Genomic DNA, 14,562 nt, shown 5'->3' with positions numbered 1-14,562 from the left:
GAACCAGCAGGTCGGTCCCGTGGGGGTCCCGGGCCGGTGGAGCGGCTGGCCGGGGTGCCGGACCCGCGTGACCCGCGGGGGGTGCGCCACCGGCCGGCCGTCGTGCTCGTTCTCACCCCGTGCGCGGTGCCGACCGGAGCGACCTCGCTGCTGGCGGTCGGTGAATGGATCCGACGGCGACGGGCTGGGCCGGGCGGTCGGGCACAGGCTCGCCGACCCACGCCCGAGAACGACGGGGCTGCGAGGCCCGGCAGTGGACGGCAAAAGCCTGCGCGGCGCGGCCAAGGCGAAGGACCGCAAGGTTCACCTGCTGGCCGCGCTGGAGCACACCACCGGCCTGGTCCTTGCCCAGTTGGACGTCGGCGGAGGAGCGACGGTATCTCTCAGGTCACCCTTGCCTCGACCTCGCCGAACGCCTGTGGTTGAACAACAAGCTCATCGGATGCGGGATGGGGAGGCACCTGGCTGCCGTTGCGTCGTCCCGCGCGGGTTGGTCGGCCGAGGACGACGCCGACCAGGACCAGTACCAGCCCGCTCAGTTGCTGGACTGTCAGGACCTCTCCTGCGACCACCGTGCCGAGCAGCACGCCCGTGACGGGGTTGAGCAGTCCGATCAGGCCCACGGTTCCCGCGGGAAGGCGCCGCAGACCGGTGAACCAGGCGGTGAAGGCCAGCGCGGTGGCGACCAGGGAGACGTAGCCGAACGCGAGGAGCGCTGACCTGGAGAGCGCGGGCGGAGGGCCTTCCACAGCTGCGGCGACCGGGAGCAGGAACAGCCCTCCGGCGGTCAACTGCCAGGCGGTCGAGGCGAGTACGTCCACATCGGCGCTCCACCGCTTGGCCAGGATGTGGCCGAATGATGACACCAGCATGGCCGTGGCCGAAGCGAGGACGCCCGGCACGCTGACTCCTTCAACCCCTGTGAGCAGCATGAGGCAGACCCCGCCGAGTCCGATCGCGGCGCCGGCCAGGTGTGCGATGCCGGGCTGCTCGGACACCAGGCCCCAGGCAATGAGCATCATCGCCAGCGGGGACACCGCCATGACGGTCGAGGCGATGCTCGTCGGGAGCAGTTGGGAGGCGGCATAGACGAGGACGAAGAACACGCTCACGTTGAGTATCCCGAGCACCGTGGACCGCCACCACCATGCGCCGCGAGGCCGCTGCCTGCACAGACCCAGCAGGATGAGGCCGGCGGGCAGCGCCCGCAGGGCCGCCCCGTAGAGCGGGCGGTCGGCGGGCAGGAACTCGTGGGTGACGAAGTAGTTGGCCCCCCAGGTCACCGGCGCGACAGCGGTCAGCGTCACCCAACCCATATTAGCTTCCATGGAAGACAATATAGCTTCTCGGGAAGCTAATATGTGCTCATGGACGATCCGCAACCGCTGGACCGTGTGGCCCGTATCCAGGCCGACTGGCGCCGCGAACGGCCCGACGTCGACATCACCCCCCAGGCAGTGATCGGTCGGCTGCACCGCCTGGCCGACCAGCTCACCGAGGAGCTCTGCCTCGTCTACGGCCGTTACGGCCTCGCTGAGGGAGAGTTCGACGTCCTGTGCGCATTGCGCCGCGCGGGCGAGCCCTACGAACGGGCACCCGGTGAACTCGCCGCGCACACCATGGTCACCACCGGTGCGATGACGAAGAGAATCGACCGCTTGGAGCGGGCCGGACTCGTCACCCGCCGCCGTTCCCACGACGACCGGCGCGGCCGGATCGTCGCCCTCACCCGCCCGGGACGTGAGCTGATCGACCGGGCGTTCACCGACCACATGCGCAACGAACGCCGCCTGCTGGACCTGCTGACGCCCGCGGAGACCGAGGCGCTCGAAGGGCTGCTCACCGCCTGGCTCTCCCGGATGGATACCCCGTGTCCGTCCGACAAGTGACCCGCCGCCTTCCGACCGTGACCGGTGCATCGGGGACCCAGGCACTGCAGGCCCTGAGAGCCGGGACCACGACAAGGCGGATTACTCACCAAGCGAGCGTGGCCGGCAGTCAGCGCAACGAGGTGGAGGCCGGCCGGATCGGCTGTGGCTGCCGCATCCGAAGGCGTATGGGCTCGGGGTGCGGCAGACTTCACCGGTTCGACGGGGTGCGGCTCTGTGCGCGGTGGTCGGGGAGGGCGGGTGAGGCGGCGTTCATCGCCAGGACGGCGGAGCCGTCCTGGTCCTTTCGGCGGAGCAGCGTCTTGAGCGTGATCCCGAGGAAGGGACCAGTCGGCGAGGGACTCGCCGTAGGCTGAGTCGGCCCAGGAGAGGGCGAGTTCGGACTGCGTCAGCCTCAGCCGGAAGAGCTGGTCGCGGCCGGGGAGGCTGTCGTGCGGCGAGGCCTTGGTGACCCTCACGGCCAGAGCCATGCCCCGCATGTCGACGGCCAAGGGCCGCTTCCGCCTGTTGATCAGCTTCACGCCGTCGAGGCCGACCGTGCGCCACGGAATCTCGAAGTCGACAGGAACGGCACGCCACTTGCACCGCTGTCGTTGACGTAACGGATGGCGTCGACGACGTTGCGGCGCGATGCTTCAGTCGGCGTCGATTCCTTGTTCCGCCGTGGCGTCGTATGCGGCGCGGGCCTCGGCGACCGCGGACCGATGCCGCTCGGCCCAGCCCACCAGCCCGGTCAGTGAGGTGTGGAGCTCCCGGGCCATGGGGGTGAGGCTGTACTCCACCCTGGGCGGCACGGTCGGATACACGGTGCGGACGAGCAGTCCGTCCCGCTCCAGCCTGCGCAGGTTGAGAGTGAGCATCCGCCGGCTGATGCCGTTGATGGCGCGTTCCAGTTCGGTGAAGCGGACCGGGCCGTGGGCGGCGGCGATCAGGATCCCGATGCTCCACTTGCCCGCCACGCGGTCGAGTACCTCGGTGACCGGGCAGGCCTCGTCCCTCAACGCTTCGGCCACACGCGTGTGACTGCGTGACATCAATGTGCCTCCTTCCGCCGACGAGCAAGGTTACCGATGATGACTCCCGTAACACGTGGTGAACCAAAGGAAGAAGACGTGTCCATGCGTGCTCTCGTCGTCGATCCGTCCGCGCCCGCCGCTGTCCGCCTCGCCGAGATTGCCGACCCGGTGCCCGGGCCGGGCCAGGTCCTGGTGGACGTCTCACACGCCTCGTTGAACTACGGCGACCTCAACGACGCCCGCTCCGGTCGGGTCCCTGTAGGTGCGGTACTTGGTTCGGACGCGGCGGGAACGGTGGTTCGAGCCGCAGCCGACGGAACCGGCCCGAGGGTGGGTACCCGGGTGGTGGCCCTGACCAAGGGGGCGTTCGCCGAGCGCGTCGCCATCGACGTGGGGGCGCTCGCCGCGTTGCCGAAAGACCTGGAACCGGCGCAGGCGGTCGCCCTGCCGGTCGCCGGAGTGGCCGCACTGCGCTCGCTGCGGGCCGCCGGGGTCGGGCCGGGAAAGAGGGTGCTGATCACCGGCGCCTCGGGGGGAGTCGGCCGGTTCGCCGTCCAGCTGGCGGCGCGGGCCGGTGCCCACGTGATCGCGTCAGTGGGCTCGGCCGCCCGTGGGGAGGGGTTGGCCGAAGCCGGCGCCGACGAGGTGCTGACCGGGCTGGAGGGACTTGAGCGACCGGTCGACGTGGTCATCGACAGCGTCGGCGGCCCTCAGCTGGTCGCGGCGTGGAACCTGCTCGCTCCCGGAGGGAGTGTGCAGAGCGTCGGCTGGGCCTCCGGGGAGCCGGCGGTCTTCCCTCCGTATGCGACCGTCGGCCCGTCGAAATCGCTGACCTCCTTCGTCATCGAAGGTGACACCGGCGCGGACCTGGCCGTCCTCACCGAGCTGGCGGCCGAGGGGGCCCTCACCGTCGAGATCGGCTGGCAAGGATCCTGGGACCGCTTCAACGAGGCGGCGAAGGCGCTCCGCGGGCGGCGGATACCCGGAAAAGCGGTCCTTGAGGTGGCATGCCCGTAAGGCGCAAGTGGATCCAGGCCCGGATGTGGTCTTGCCCGGGAGCCCGGGAGCCCGGGTCCCGGTCACGCTCGGATGCAGAGCCATCTCGACTCCTCGGGGGATCTGTGGGCGACCTCACTCGTCGTAACCGGCGCGGTGGCCTCGGCTGCTTCCTGCTCGTCGTGGTCGTCATCGCTGCCGTGATCGCTCTGGGTGTGTGGGCGTGGCAGCAGCCCGGCGGGAACACGCCCAGCTACTGGCACTGAACAAACCGGCCCGGAGCTCAGGGCTTCGGCGTAGTCGGCAGGCGTCCGTTTGGTGATCACGCGAGGCCGAGGAGTGCGAGAGGTCGGCGGATGTCATAGGGCAGCCCCGGCCACGTCGCCATATCGCCGCCCACAGGACCACCCCACACCCCATCAGGCAGCGAACGTCTCTGGGCTTGCTCATACCTCCGGCGCGCCTGCAGAAAGGCCGGCTCCCGGTACTGCTCGTCCGTTCCCAGGTGCCGCGTCAGAAGCCACATCTCGTTCGATTGGGCGAGAGCGTCCGCGACCTGCCGCTGGGCCTTCGCCAGATGGACGATCGCCGCACCTCTCGCAGCCGGATCCTCCGCTATGAGTCCGAACGCCCAACCCAGCCTCTCAGCCCATGCACAAGCGTCGTCCGCGTCTGACCCTGCCTGTTCAGCCACGCACAGGATCATCTCCTGGTGCAGTCGGCTCGCTCCACCCGACGGTGCCGAGGTGAGAGACGCAAGGACTCTGAGGCACAACGGACATGATCAGGAACCGCCCGTTCGCCCCCCCTATACCTCGAGTGACACGAAACGGACGTCTGCCGACTACGCCGAGCCCGGCGACATGGCGGCGCCCGGCACCCCGTTGTCCCGTGCCACTGGATCTTGACCGTTTGCCATCGCACTTTGGCGGACGCGAGTTTGTGTCATCGGAGTTTGATCACCTCAGGCCAGCGACTCAGCGCACCTTCGGTGCGCGCCGGGAGCGGCCATCTTCACGGGTGCAGCCTGTCGTCACCGCTCTGTCACAAGGTGTCGCCGCCCGGAACCCTGCCGCTCTCCTGCCCTGTCTGCACTCATGTAGCACGACCACGCGTACCGCGGGCACCAACCGACGACCGAAACCCGCGGACGAGACGACTCAGGGGGACGACAGCATGCGATACAGCAACGGCATTCGCAGGGCGGCTCTGGCGACGACGGCGGTGACGGCCGTCACGGCGGCGGTGACCGGCATCCTGCCCGGCACTGCCATGGCGGCGAGCACCGCCACCTCCACCCCGCCGCCCGCCTGCCCGGCCTCCGCCCTCCAGGTCAGCGCCTGGCAGGCCGTCCACCGGCCCGTCGGGACCGGGACCGGGGCGGCGGTCGTGCAGTTCACCAACGTCTCCCGGAGGACGTGCGTCCTGAAGGGCCATCCGACGGTCGCGGGCGCCGGTAACGGCTCCCCCGCCCACAACACCCCGCTCAAGGTCACCCGCACGGGCAGGGCGGCCGCCGTGACGGTCCGGCCGCACGGCAAGGCGTGGGTGAAGCTGACCTTCGTCCAGGTCCAGGGGGAGGGCGACGGCTACTGCCTGTCGGGCAAGGACCCGGTGACGTACCCGACGATGGTCATCGGGCTGCCGCACTCCGGGAAGCACCAGGTCGCCCTGAACGACGGGGTGTGGGCCGAGTGCGACAACAAGGTGACCGTCACCCCGGTCTCGGCGGTCAAGCCTTCCTGACCCCCCGTCCCCACAAACCGAGCAGCCTGCACGACGATCGCAAGGCTCTGACCTGCACGTTTACGAGGACTGCATATAAGTGCAGGTCAGTGTCTCAGCGCACCGAAGGCGCGCTGAGACACTGACCTGCGATGATCACACTCCGATGACACAAACTCGCGTCCGTCAAAGTCCGATGGCAAACGGTCAAGATCCAGTGGACACCCGTCACGCGGGAAGCGGCTCGTGGAGTCCTGCTACGGGGATGGTGGGCATGGCTCGTGGCCTGTCGTGGAAGCCGAGGACGCTTTGATCGCTTCGCGACGTGCTATTCCGAAGGTGAGATGGGGGAGTACTCGCCTCGTGGCGTGGCTGTGGAGGATTGTGCCCGGCAAGCGCGGAGGGCTTGGTTTCGGTGCTGTGGTGTGCGGGGGAGAACCACGCTCGCGTTACGGCCGAGCCGAGTCGGTGGGCGTCGGAGCCCAGCGCCTCGAAGCGGGTCCGTGGCTGGCTGGTTGCGCCGACCGTGACGTACGACGCGGGGCCGGTGTCCTCGAGCACGTAGACGTACCCCGTGCCTTTGGGCGCACGGACATCCACGGTGTGCCCAGCGGTTCCAGTGTCAGCGCACTGCCCTGAGCTGCCGATCGGTGATGAGGCGGCAGGCGAGTTTGAGCGACGCTTCCTGGATGCCGACTCGCCGTTCCCAGCGGATGCGCAGGCGAGGGAAGCCGTGCAGCCAGGCGAAACTCCTCTCCTCGACCCAGCGGCAGGGACCCGGTCCGGTGCCGTGCAGGGTGCCGCGGCGGGCGATCGCGGGCACGATGCCGCGGGCGCGGACCCGGTCCCCGTAGATGTCGTGGTCGTACCCGCGGTCGGCCAACAGCGAGTCCGGCTTCCGGCGAGGATGCCCGACCCGGCCGCGGACCGGCGGGATCGCGTCGAGCAGGGGTAGGAGCTGGGTGACGTCGTTGCGGTTGCCGCCGGTCAGCAACACTGCGAGCGGGGTGCCGTGGCCGTCGGTGGTCAAGTGATGCTCGGAGCCGGCTCGTCCCCGGTCAACCGGCGACGGGCCCGTGTGCTGCCCCCTTTTAGCGCCCTGACGTGCGAGGAGTCGACCACGCAGCGGGACACCAGTCCAGACGTGCGGCCGCGTTCAGTTCGGCCAGCAGGATCTCGTGCAACCGCTGCCAGACGCCGGCCTCGTTCCAGCCCCGCAGCCTGCGCCAGCACGGCATGCCCGACCCGAAGCCGAGGTCTTTGGGTACATACTCCCACTGGATCCCGGTGTGCAGCACATGCAAGATCCCGCACACCACCGCCCGGTCCGGCAACGGCTTGCGACCTGGATACCGGAACCTGCGCTCACGCTGCGGCAGCAGCAGCGGCTCCACGGTCCGACAGCTCATCCGACACGGTCCACGGCGACGTCCCCACTCCGGACCGAACGCTCAACTCCCGTCCGGGACAAGGCAACCAGGACTGATCCACCTCGTGTTAGGCGCTGTCAGAGGGGGGCACCCGACATCGCGGACTGAGCATCAGCGAGGACACCGCCGGGCGCCGGCACACAGATGACCACATCGTGCGCCGGCTGCCACAGGTGGGACACCTGCCCTCCCTGCCGACCTCACTGCGAGCTGGGGACACGAGCAGGCAGGACGACGACCTCCCCAACCAAGCCGAAGCCGCCGGCGCGGCCTACAACCGTCTGGCAGCCGTCCTGCCCACGCTCGCCCGCGCCTCCGAGCTGCCCCCTGCACGAACTGGCCCGGCAATCCCGCTGTTCGGCGTCGTACCTCAGCCGGATGCTGAGCGGCCACCGGGTACCGTCCTGGAAGATCACCGATCGGTTCGCGCGGGCCTGCGGGGACGGCCCCGTCGTACCCCTGCGCAAGGTGTGGGAGACGGAACAGCTCCGACGGCGGCCGTCTCACCATCCGTCCACCGGCCAGGACGAGATCGACGTGCTGGACGGCATCAGTACTCAGGCACACGCTGCGAACGGCTCATGGCAGCCCTGCGCACGCTTCACATACGCGCGGGTCAGCCTGCCGCCCAGCACATCTGCATCGCCTCGCAATGGCGTCTTCAGGCAGCTCGCGTCACCGCTGTACTCGATGGAACCGCTGCATGTGACTGGCCGACCCTGCTGCGGCTGGTGCAGGTACCGGTTCCGCGGTGTCCTGGCAGCGCCCCCGCGCTGGATCCGACCCATCGAGAGGCCGTACGACGCCGGATCGCCTGACGAACGAAACGCCAGGGGCGGTCCTGACAAAGGCCTTGCGTTATGGGTACGCCGGACCGGGCGGCGGTCGGAATGTGGCCCGCCTCGGGCCAGTTCCGGTCAGCATCCGACACAACCACGGCCAGGGACGAAACGACACCACCGGGGGCTCACTCGGACGGGTCCTGCTTCAAGCCTGGAGGGGACAGGTGAGCGGGAGCACGCGTTCGGTCAGCTGTCCGGTGAGCTGGTCATCGGTGAGGGTGGCGTCGGTGAGCCAGTCCGCTGCGGTCAGCTGGTCGACCAGGTGCTGCAGCTCGCCGACATCTACCGCGGCTTGGGCGGTGAGAGTGTTCAAGGCGATGCCCTGGCCACCGGCGCCGAGGATGCCCGAGGCGTCGGTCCTGGTGGCCAGTGTCAGGGCGAGCAGGCGGGCGCCGGCGGCGGCCTTGGCTTTGCGGAGCTTCTTGTCCGAGACGACCTTCTGGGCCCAGCCGGAGAGCTTGGGCCTCATCTTCCTGCCGAACGTGAACGGGCCCGACCCGTCCTTGGGGGGCGCCAGGGAGGGGACGCTGATCGGGGTGGGGTTCTCGGGCCTCGAGGCGAGCAGGTCGTCGGCGGTGCCGGGCAGGGTGAGCCAGCCGCAGCCGGCCAGGTCCTCAACAAGGTCCTCTGGATCGGTCAATCCCAGAGCAGTGAGGTCCTGGCCGACGAGGTTGCCGGTGCCGGTGTGCGCGGTGCGCAGGGTCAGCATCAGCACCAGCAGCCGTGCGTCCGGTCCGGGCAGCGGCGTATGGTCGGCTACGTGCGCCAGGACAGAGCGCGCGTGCTCCCACTGCGTGGGAACGGTCAACAGCCGGGCCACGGCCGGCCCGTCGTCGCCGGCGATGCCGGTGCGGTGCTGGTGCTGGAGGCGGGCGGCGGCAGCGGCCTGCTGGGCTCGCCGGGCCTCCCACCGCAGGACGCCCTCGCAGGTGACATCGGCCCAGGCGGTGAAGGCGCGGGCCTTGCGTTCCTGGAGACCGGCGAGCAGGGCCAGGTCCGGCTCGTCGCGCTGTTGGTAGGCGCGGAAGAGGCTGCCGAGTTCGATGAGTTCGTCGCGCAGCGCCACGGGCCGCAGGTCGTGGGGGATGACGCGCTGGGCGATCTTCGCCTGTGGGCGGCGTCGCGCAGGTGCGGAGCGGGGAGCAGGGAGCGGGCCGGCAATGACCTGGTGGTCGGAGAACTGCGGCGCGCCCGCGCCGGCGCCCGTGGTTGTGGGGGCCGGGCGGCCGTGGGGAGGCGGCCCGGCCGCCCGGGAGGTGGCCACGGTCTTGGCGCCGGGGGTGGCGGCCGCGCACCGCGAGCAGCACTCCATGGCGTGCCACCACCGTCCTTCCCGGTCGGTGATCACGGCCAGGACGACCGGACCGCCGCACCGCCATGGTTCGGAACGCGCGTGCCTGCCGGTGTCCGGCAGGTGTGTGTGGCAGCCGTCGGCCTTGCACGCGCAGTCCGCCCCGGCCGTCGGGACGGGGGCCGCGCGCAGGTGGGCCTTGAGGTGGGCGACCGCGTGCGCACGGCCGGCGGCCGCGGACGGAAGACGTTGCTCGGCACAGGCGGGGCGGCTGCACGAGATGCGTACCGCTGCACTGCCGCGGCCGGCAGAGTCCAGACGTACCGTCCAGCGGCGTCCCGGTACCCGTCCGTCCGCATCGCTCACCGCGGCCTGTGTCATCCCGGTCTGTCTCCCGTCCCGTGCATCTGGTGCTCGCCGCCGCTTTCCGCCGTGCCGGGCAGTGTGTGCGGGGGCGGGAACACCGTATGCGGTCGCAAGGGGTGCAGGCTGGTGAACTCACGAAATGGCATGCAATAGCGTCGCATGCGTTGCGCAGTCGGCACGTGTCCCGCCAGGCTCCTTTCCTCACTTTCTCGAGTCTCCCGTGCCCCGCGCGAGCTATCCGTTCGGGCTACGGCGGCCGTTGCGCGAACGCAAGGACCGAACACTTCCTGGCCTTCACGGCCATCGCGTGGAGCCTCATCTGCCGCTGCAGACTCATGGCGTAAGACCGTTCTTCCTTCACCATCGCGGCCTCCGAACCCGCCGACGTCGCGCACATCCGGCACGCGCGGTGATCAACGCGGTGGCTATGCCCACTGCCAGCATGGCCAAGGCCGGAGTGCTGACTGGTAGCCGGCGCGGCCTCCGGCGGCAATGGGCTTGTTCCTCGGCCCTGGGCCACGCCCATTCCATTCCGGGCGGACGGACGGTCACAAACCTGACCACCGCCGCCACCGCAACCACCAGCAAGGGAGCGAGTATCAGCCGGTCCGTTCGGGTGAACATCGGCCACTGCTCCCTCGCACGGGCCTCATTGTGCCCGCCCAGGGACCTCACGCCCCTCCTCTTGCACCAGCTGGCGAACCGCTCGTGCCAGCCCGTCGCTGACTCTGACCGGCGGTCACTTGTCCGGGGCGTACCGCCGGCCGCCGCCGCGTACCGTCTCCTTCCGTGCGGGCTCCCGCCAGGGCACACTTGTCCCGCCTCCGCTGGCGCCAGGAGCAGATCGGCCTCGATGACCGGATCGGACGAACTGTTGATGTCATGGATGCGCTTGACGAAGAGGGTCAAGAAATCCGTCCGGTAGGACACGCGTGGCGCCCGGGTGCGGGTTTCCTGATCGGTCGTCTGGCGCGCCTGTCCCAGGTCGCCTTGAGCGACGAGCGCATCGTAGAGCGAAAAGACGCCCGTGAGGAGCAGTCCCGCGGGAGCGGCGACAACCGCGGTGATGGTGCCCGCTCTGCCCCAGTCGATGCTGCGCCACCCTTGCCGAATCCCTGTCGGTCCGGCGGGCGCCGTCTTGATCCTGACCCCGCGGGACCCCGGCCGCCGCCCGGCCGGCCGTACCGTCACCGCTCGCCGTCGGTCGCTGCCCGCCGTGCCGTCGTCCCCCTTGCGTCCGTCGGAAGTGAGAGGACGTTAAGTCCGATTCTGGATGATCGGGTGTCGCCCGTGCGACGGTACGGAGCAAACTCGCAGGGTCCGGCCCTCAGAGCCTGCTGACCGGGCCCCTCACCATTGTTCAACGTCGGCCCAAGTGGGGCGACGGGTAGCCCTGGCCGAATCCAAGACTCTGGCTGCAGTTCTGTGCATGCCCAGGTCGGGAGCAGGAACGCGGGATCGTTTCGGCAACGTGCCTCCTACCGTGGCGAGAAGACGGTTGAGGATGTGCTGTTTCCCGGGACCGCTGCGCGGGTGGAAGGCGTACGCGACTCCTCCGACATCTTGGTGGCGGAGGCGACTGGGCCCGCGGCGCTGCTGTGGTCCAGATGCGTCGTCAAAGTTCACTGCCCCAGTTCGCCACGGTGCACGGCGGTGCGGACGGCCGAGCGATCGACTCCGCACCGCCTGGATCGCGGTGTCATGCGGGCGGTCGCGGGTCCGCGGTCGTGTTCAGGCCGTTCAGAAGCATGTCGAGGCCGGCGATGAACTGGTCACGATCGGCATGGTCGCGCAGGTGCTGGGTGGTGCGGGTCAGGAAGGGGTAGTCGGCCGGGTCGAGTTCTTCCCAGTGTCGGGCGGTCCGGGCGAGGAAGTCGTCGCGGCTGACGGTCGGGTCGTGGGTGATGCGCGGGGTGATGATCTGGGCGCTGACGCCGGTGATGTAGTAGGAGATCGCGGTGGAGACCGCGAAATGCCGGTCGGCCGGCAGCCCGGTGCGTGCGACCAGAGTGCCGATGCGGTCGAGCAGGCGCAGTGCGTTCGCCAGCGTGGGTGGTGCGGAGACGTGGGACGCCGCCCACGGGTGCCGGTCAAGGGCGTCGAAGACGGCGAGGGCAAGCGCGCGCAGCCCGGAGCCGGCCTCTTCCTCAAGGCTCGGGTGCGCGGCGAAGGCGTGGCCGAGCACCTGATCGGCGGCCAGGGCGACCAGCTCGTCCTTGTTCGGCACGTGCCAGTACAGCGCGCCGGGCCCGGTTTTCAGCTCTTTGGCCAGCAGCCTGAAGGTGAGCCCCCGCTCGCCCAGCTCGTCCAGCAGTGGGAGGGCCGCGCCGACGATCAGCTCTTGTGAGAGGGCGTCGGCGCGCCCCCCGGTGGGTGCTCTTCCTCGCGTCCGCTGCATGCCCTCATTTTGACACACCATGGACCGGTGTTCCATATTCCTAATGGAACGCCGGTCCATATGGATGTCGGGTGCGTGCCCGACGCTGCGCCGTGCGGAAACGAGGAAGCCCATGAACACCAGCCACCATCCGATCGCCATCGTCGGCGCCGGCCTCGGCGGCTTGACTCTCGCCCGGGTCCTGCACGTCCACGGCATCCCTGCGACGGTCTACGAGGCCGATCCCTCGGAGAAGTCCCGCATGCAGGGCGGCCAGCTCGACATCCACGAGGCCGACGGACAGCGTGCGCTCGCCGACGCCGGCCTCACCGACGAGTTCCGGGCGATCATCCACGCAGGCGCCGAGGCGTCGCGCGTGCTCGACCAGGACGGCAAGCTCCTGTTCGACGCTCCCGACGACGGCACGGGGCAGCGTCCCGAAGTGCTCCGCGGAGACCTGCGCCGGATCCTGCTCGACTCCCTGCCCGATCAGACGGTCCGGTGGGGACACAAGGCCACCGGTGTCCGGTCCCTCGGCGGCGGCCTGCACGAGCTGACCTTCACCGACGGCACGACCGTGACCAGCGGTCTGCTCGTCGGCGCCGACGGCGCCTGGTCGAAGGTCCGCCCACTGCTCTCCGACGCCGAGCCCCGCTACACCGGCACGACATTCATCGACATCTACCTGTACGACGCCGACGAGCGGCACCCCGCGGCGGCCGAGACGGTCGGTGTCGGCGCGATGTACGCACTGGCTCCGGGCAAGGGGATCATCGCGCACCGCGAGGCGGGGAACATCCTGCACACGTACGTCGAGCTGAACCGCTCCGCCGAGTGGATCGCCGCCATCGACTTCACCGACGCCGCCGCCGCGACCGCCCGGATCGCGGCCGAGTTCGACGGCTGGGCCCCGGAGCTCACCGCGCTGATCACCGACGGCGAGACCGCTCCGGTCGCCCGCCCGGTCCACACACTCCCGGACGGACACCGATGGGCGCGCGTGCCCGGAGTGACGCTCCTCGGCGATGCCGCACACCTGATGCCGCCGTCCGGTGACGGCGCAAACCTGGCGATGTTCGACGGCGCCGAACTCGGCAAGGCGATCGCCGCTCACCCCCACGACGTCGAGGCGGCTCTCACCGCCTACGAAGAGGCGCTGTTCCCCCGAACCGAACCCTTCTACGCCGAGGCGCACGACATGCTGAACCTCATGATCGGCGACAACGCACCGGCCGGATTCCTCGACCTCTTCACCGCCCCCGGCCAGGCCGAGTGACAAGCGACACCCGGGGCGGCAGCGCCGGCGCCGTCAGGCAGAACGTCGCCGCCAACACGTACCGGCGGGTGAACCCCCTGTGGGAGCCCTACCTCATGGTCTACGACGGCAAGCTGGTCTGTTCCTACTCCGACGAGAACGACCACGCCGGCTTCGACCCGGTCACCGGCGTCCCGAAGAAGGATCCCGCCAACGACACGGCCACCGACTCGCATGGCCAGATCCTGGTGCACCGGACCTGGGAGGGGAGAAGCGCCAGCTGGAGCGACGCCGTCGTCGATGTCTCCGGGGCCGTCCAGGACATGGGCGGCGGCAAGACCGAGATCGGCGGCGGCCGGGCATGACCAACGTCGTCCCCATGTCGGACGGCAGATGGATGCTCACCTTCGAGTACTGGGGCGGCGGAGCCCCAACACCCGGTACGTCATCGCCGACGGCCCGTTGAAGTTCTTCCGCGGCAGCCCAGGTCGATGTGCGCGGCCCACTGCGGCTCACCGACCGGTTCCAGAGCCGCACGGACCCGCGTCAGGGCGGCCTCCTCGTCGTCGTCCACGGAGGCGGCGTCGTAGACGACGATCTCCGGAGAGCCCGCGGCGGCGTCGGGGCCCAGATTGCGCAGGGAAGCGGTGATGTAGCCGGGGGCGGCCGGCTCGGCCAGGAGGAGTCCGTCGGCGACCTCGCCTGCGACCGCCTGCGACCTGGGGCCGCGCACACCCAGGAGCACCCGGGGGCACGATGTCCGGGATCTCGGTGAGGACGACGCCCTCGCAGCGTACGTACCGGCCGTTCTCGGGGCCGGGTTCACCGGCGACGAGCAGGCGCAGCGCTCTCACGTACTCCTTGATCAGCGTCAGCGGGCTGGCGGGCCAGGACCCGACCTGGCGCATCCAGCCGGGCATGCCGTGGCCGATGCCCGCGATCACCCGGCCGGGGTGCAGCTGGGCCAGGGTGGCCAGTTCCATCGCGGCAAAGGCCACGTTGCGGGCCCCGGCGGGCAGGATGCCGATGCCCAGGTGAGGTGCGTGGTGGACGCCAGGACGGTGGCGGCCTGGGCGACACCGCCGCGCCAGCCGAGGTCCTCCACCACCCAGACCTGGTCGAACCCCAGCTCCTCGGCACGGCGGACGTAGGGCACCACCTCGCCCACGGGAAGATCGAGCGGAAGCATGACGCCGACGCTGCCGCGGGCGGTCACTGCGGGGGACTCGGACATCGGGGGCTCGTTGGGTCGGCTGAGGCCGGCTGAGGTCTGCTGAGATCTGCTGAGCTCTGCGGAGAGAGAGCTTGCGCGGCACGGTTGACAGCACGTCCCATGCCGAACCACCCGCTCCCGCGGATCCGCGCCCCGCGCGCC

11 protein-coding genes and 4 pseudogenes are annotated in these 14,562 nt (G+C 70.0%); 8 read left to right on the top strand and 7 right to left on the bottom strand.

The genetic code is table 11. The features are described from left to right. Positions 1-36: 36 nt before the first annotated feature. Positions 37-426 carry a transposase family protein gene (locus AB0958_RS20090; protein ID WP_366891807.1) on the top strand — a complete coding sequence of 130 codons (390 nt, stop codon included), beginning with the start codon at positions 37-39 and terminating at the stop codon, positions 424-426. Here the strand turns inward: AB0958_RS20090 and AB0958_RS20085 are convergent. Beyond that, on the bottom strand, positions 384-1,316 hold the full coding sequence (locus AB0958_RS20085) for an EamA family transporter (RefSeq protein WP_366891806.1): 933 nt from the start codon (positions 1,314-1,316) through the stop codon (positions 384-386). The two genes, AB0958_RS20090 and AB0958_RS20085, sit on opposite strands and share 43 nt — an antisense overlap. Positions 1,317-1,367: 51 nt before the next feature. Here AB0958_RS20085 and AB0958_RS20080 point away from each other — a divergent pair, with 51 nt between their 5' ends. Further along, a complete protein-coding gene (locus AB0958_RS20080) occupies positions 1,368-1,889 on the top strand; it encodes a MarR family transcriptional regulator (RefSeq protein ID WP_366891805.1) in 522 nt (173 codons plus the stop codon). Positions 1,890-2,524: 635 nt separating this feature from the next. Here the strand turns inward: AB0958_RS20080 and AB0958_RS20075 are convergent. Beyond that, complete coding sequence (locus AB0958_RS20075; RefSeq protein ID WP_366891804.1) at positions 2,525-2,923, bottom strand: helix-turn-helix domain-containing protein; 399 nt, start codon at positions 2,921-2,923, stop codon at positions 2,525-2,527. 84 nt (positions 2,924-3,007) lie between these two features. On the opposite strand from AB0958_RS20075, the gene AB0958_RS20070 reads away from it, so the two are divergent. The 3 genes from AB0958_RS20070 (at position 3,008) to AB0958_RS20060 (ending at position 5,647) form a co-directional block, all read left to right on the top strand. After that, the gene (locus AB0958_RS20070) at positions 3,008-3,922 is read left to right on the top strand and encodes a zinc-binding dehydrogenase (protein ID WP_366891869.1); all 915 of its coding nucleotides are present in this window, start codon (positions 3,008-3,010) and stop codon (positions 3,920-3,922) included. A 104-nt stretch (positions 3,923-4,026) separates the two neighbouring features. After that, a complete protein-coding gene (locus tag AB0958_RS20065) occupies positions 4,027-4,167 on the top strand; it encodes a hypothetical protein (RefSeq protein ID WP_366891803.1) in 141 nt (46 codons plus the stop codon). A gap of 910 nt (positions 4,168-5,077) precedes the next feature. Further along, positions 5,078-5,647, top strand: coding sequence for a DUF4232 domain-containing protein (locus AB0958_RS20060; protein ID WP_366891802.1), 570 nt, complete (start codon positions 5,078-5,080; stop codon positions 5,645-5,647). Positions 5,648-6,248: 601 nt separating this feature from the next. On the opposite strand, the pseudogene AB0958_RS20055 reads toward AB0958_RS20060, so the two are convergent. Continuing rightward, a pseudogene (locus AB0958_RS20055) lies at positions 6,249-7,042 on the bottom strand (IS5 family transposase). A gap of 158 nt (positions 7,043-7,200) precedes the next feature. Here AB0958_RS20055 and AB0958_RS20050 point away from each other — a divergent pair. Then, positions 7,201-7,485: pseudogene (locus tag AB0958_RS20050) on the top strand (hypothetical protein); the annotation flags it as partial. Between the two features lie 558 nt (positions 7,486-8,043). On the opposite strand, the gene AB0958_RS20045 reads toward AB0958_RS20050, so the two are convergent. After that, a complete protein-coding gene (locus AB0958_RS20045) occupies positions 8,044-9,570 on the bottom strand; it encodes a hypothetical protein (RefSeq protein ID WP_366891800.1) in 1,527 nt (508 codons plus the stop codon). A gap of 1,684 nt (positions 9,571-11,254) precedes the next feature. After that, complete coding sequence (locus AB0958_RS20040; RefSeq protein WP_366891799.1) at positions 11,255-11,953, bottom strand: TetR/AcrR family transcriptional regulator C-terminal domain-containing protein; 699 nt, start codon at positions 11,951-11,953, stop codon at positions 11,255-11,257. 112 nt (positions 11,954-12,065) lie between these two features. Here AB0958_RS20040 and AB0958_RS20035 point away from each other — a divergent pair, with 112 nt between their 5' ends. Both AB0958_RS20035 and AB0958_RS20030 read left to right on the top strand, forming a co-directional pair. Further along, the gene (locus AB0958_RS20035; RefSeq protein ID WP_366891798.1) at positions 12,066-13,208 is read left to right on the top strand and encodes an NAD(P)/FAD-dependent oxidoreductase; all 1,143 of its coding nucleotides are present in this window, start codon (positions 12,066-12,068) and stop codon (positions 13,206-13,208) included. Positions 13,209-13,219: 11 nt separating this feature from the next. Continuing rightward, positions 13,220-13,670: pseudogene (locus AB0958_RS20030) on the top strand (hypothetical protein); the annotation flags it as partial. Here the strand turns inward: AB0958_RS20030 and AB0958_RS20025 are convergent. Both AB0958_RS20025 and AB0958_RS20020 read right to left on the bottom strand, forming a co-directional pair. Continuing rightward, entirely contained in the window at positions 13,633-13,932 is a 300-nt protein-coding gene (locus AB0958_RS20025) for a hypothetical protein (RefSeq protein WP_366891867.1), read from the bottom strand. The pseudogene AB0958_RS20030 and the gene AB0958_RS20025 overlap by 38 nt on opposite strands. A gap of 121 nt (positions 13,933-14,053) precedes the next feature. Continuing rightward, a pseudogene (locus tag AB0958_RS20020) lies at positions 14,054-14,376 on the bottom strand (LLM class flavin-dependent oxidoreductase); the annotation flags it as partial. Positions 14,377-14,562 lie beyond the last annotated feature (186 nt).

It is taken from the genome of Streptomyces sp. NPDC006655, from assembly GCF_040703965.1.
In the GTDB taxonomy this organism is placed as follows: Bacteria; Actinomycetota; Actinomycetes; order Streptomycetales; family Streptomycetaceae; genus Streptomyces.
This window is presented reverse-complemented; position numbering and strand designations above follow the sequence as displayed.

Bases quoted from the DNA above. Each gene is read 5' to 3' on its own strand.
- AB0958_RS20060 (WP_366891802.1), top strand. From the start codon at position 5,078: ATGCGATACAGCAACGGCATTCGCAGGGCGGCTCTGGCGACGACGGCG.
- AB0958_RS20070 (WP_366891869.1), top strand. From the start codon at position 3,008: ATGCGTGCTCTCGTCGTCGATCCGTCCGCGCCCGCCGCTGTCCGCCTC.
- AB0958_RS20040 (WP_366891799.1), bottom strand. From the start codon at position 11,953: ATGCAGCGGACGCGAGGAAGAGCACCCACCGGGGGGCGCGCCGACGCC.
- AB0958_RS20035 (WP_366891798.1), top strand. From the start codon at position 12,066: ATGAACACCAGCCACCATCCGATCGCCATCGTCGGCGCCGGCCTCGGC.
- AB0958_RS20085 (WP_366891806.1), bottom strand. From the start codon at position 1,316: ATGGGTTGGGTGACGCTGACCGCTGTCGCGCCGGTGACCTGGGGGGCC.
- AB0958_RS20045 (WP_366891800.1), bottom strand. From the start codon at position 9,570: ATGACACAGGCCGCGGTGAGCGATGCGGACGGACGGGTACCGGGACGC.
- AB0958_RS20075 (WP_366891804.1), bottom strand. From the start codon at position 2,923: ATGTCACGCAGTCACACGCGTGTGGCCGAAGCGTTGAGGGACGAGGCC.
- AB0958_RS20080 (WP_366891805.1), top strand. From the start codon at position 1,368: ATGGACGATCCGCAACCGCTGGACCGTGTGGCCCGTATCCAGGCCGAC.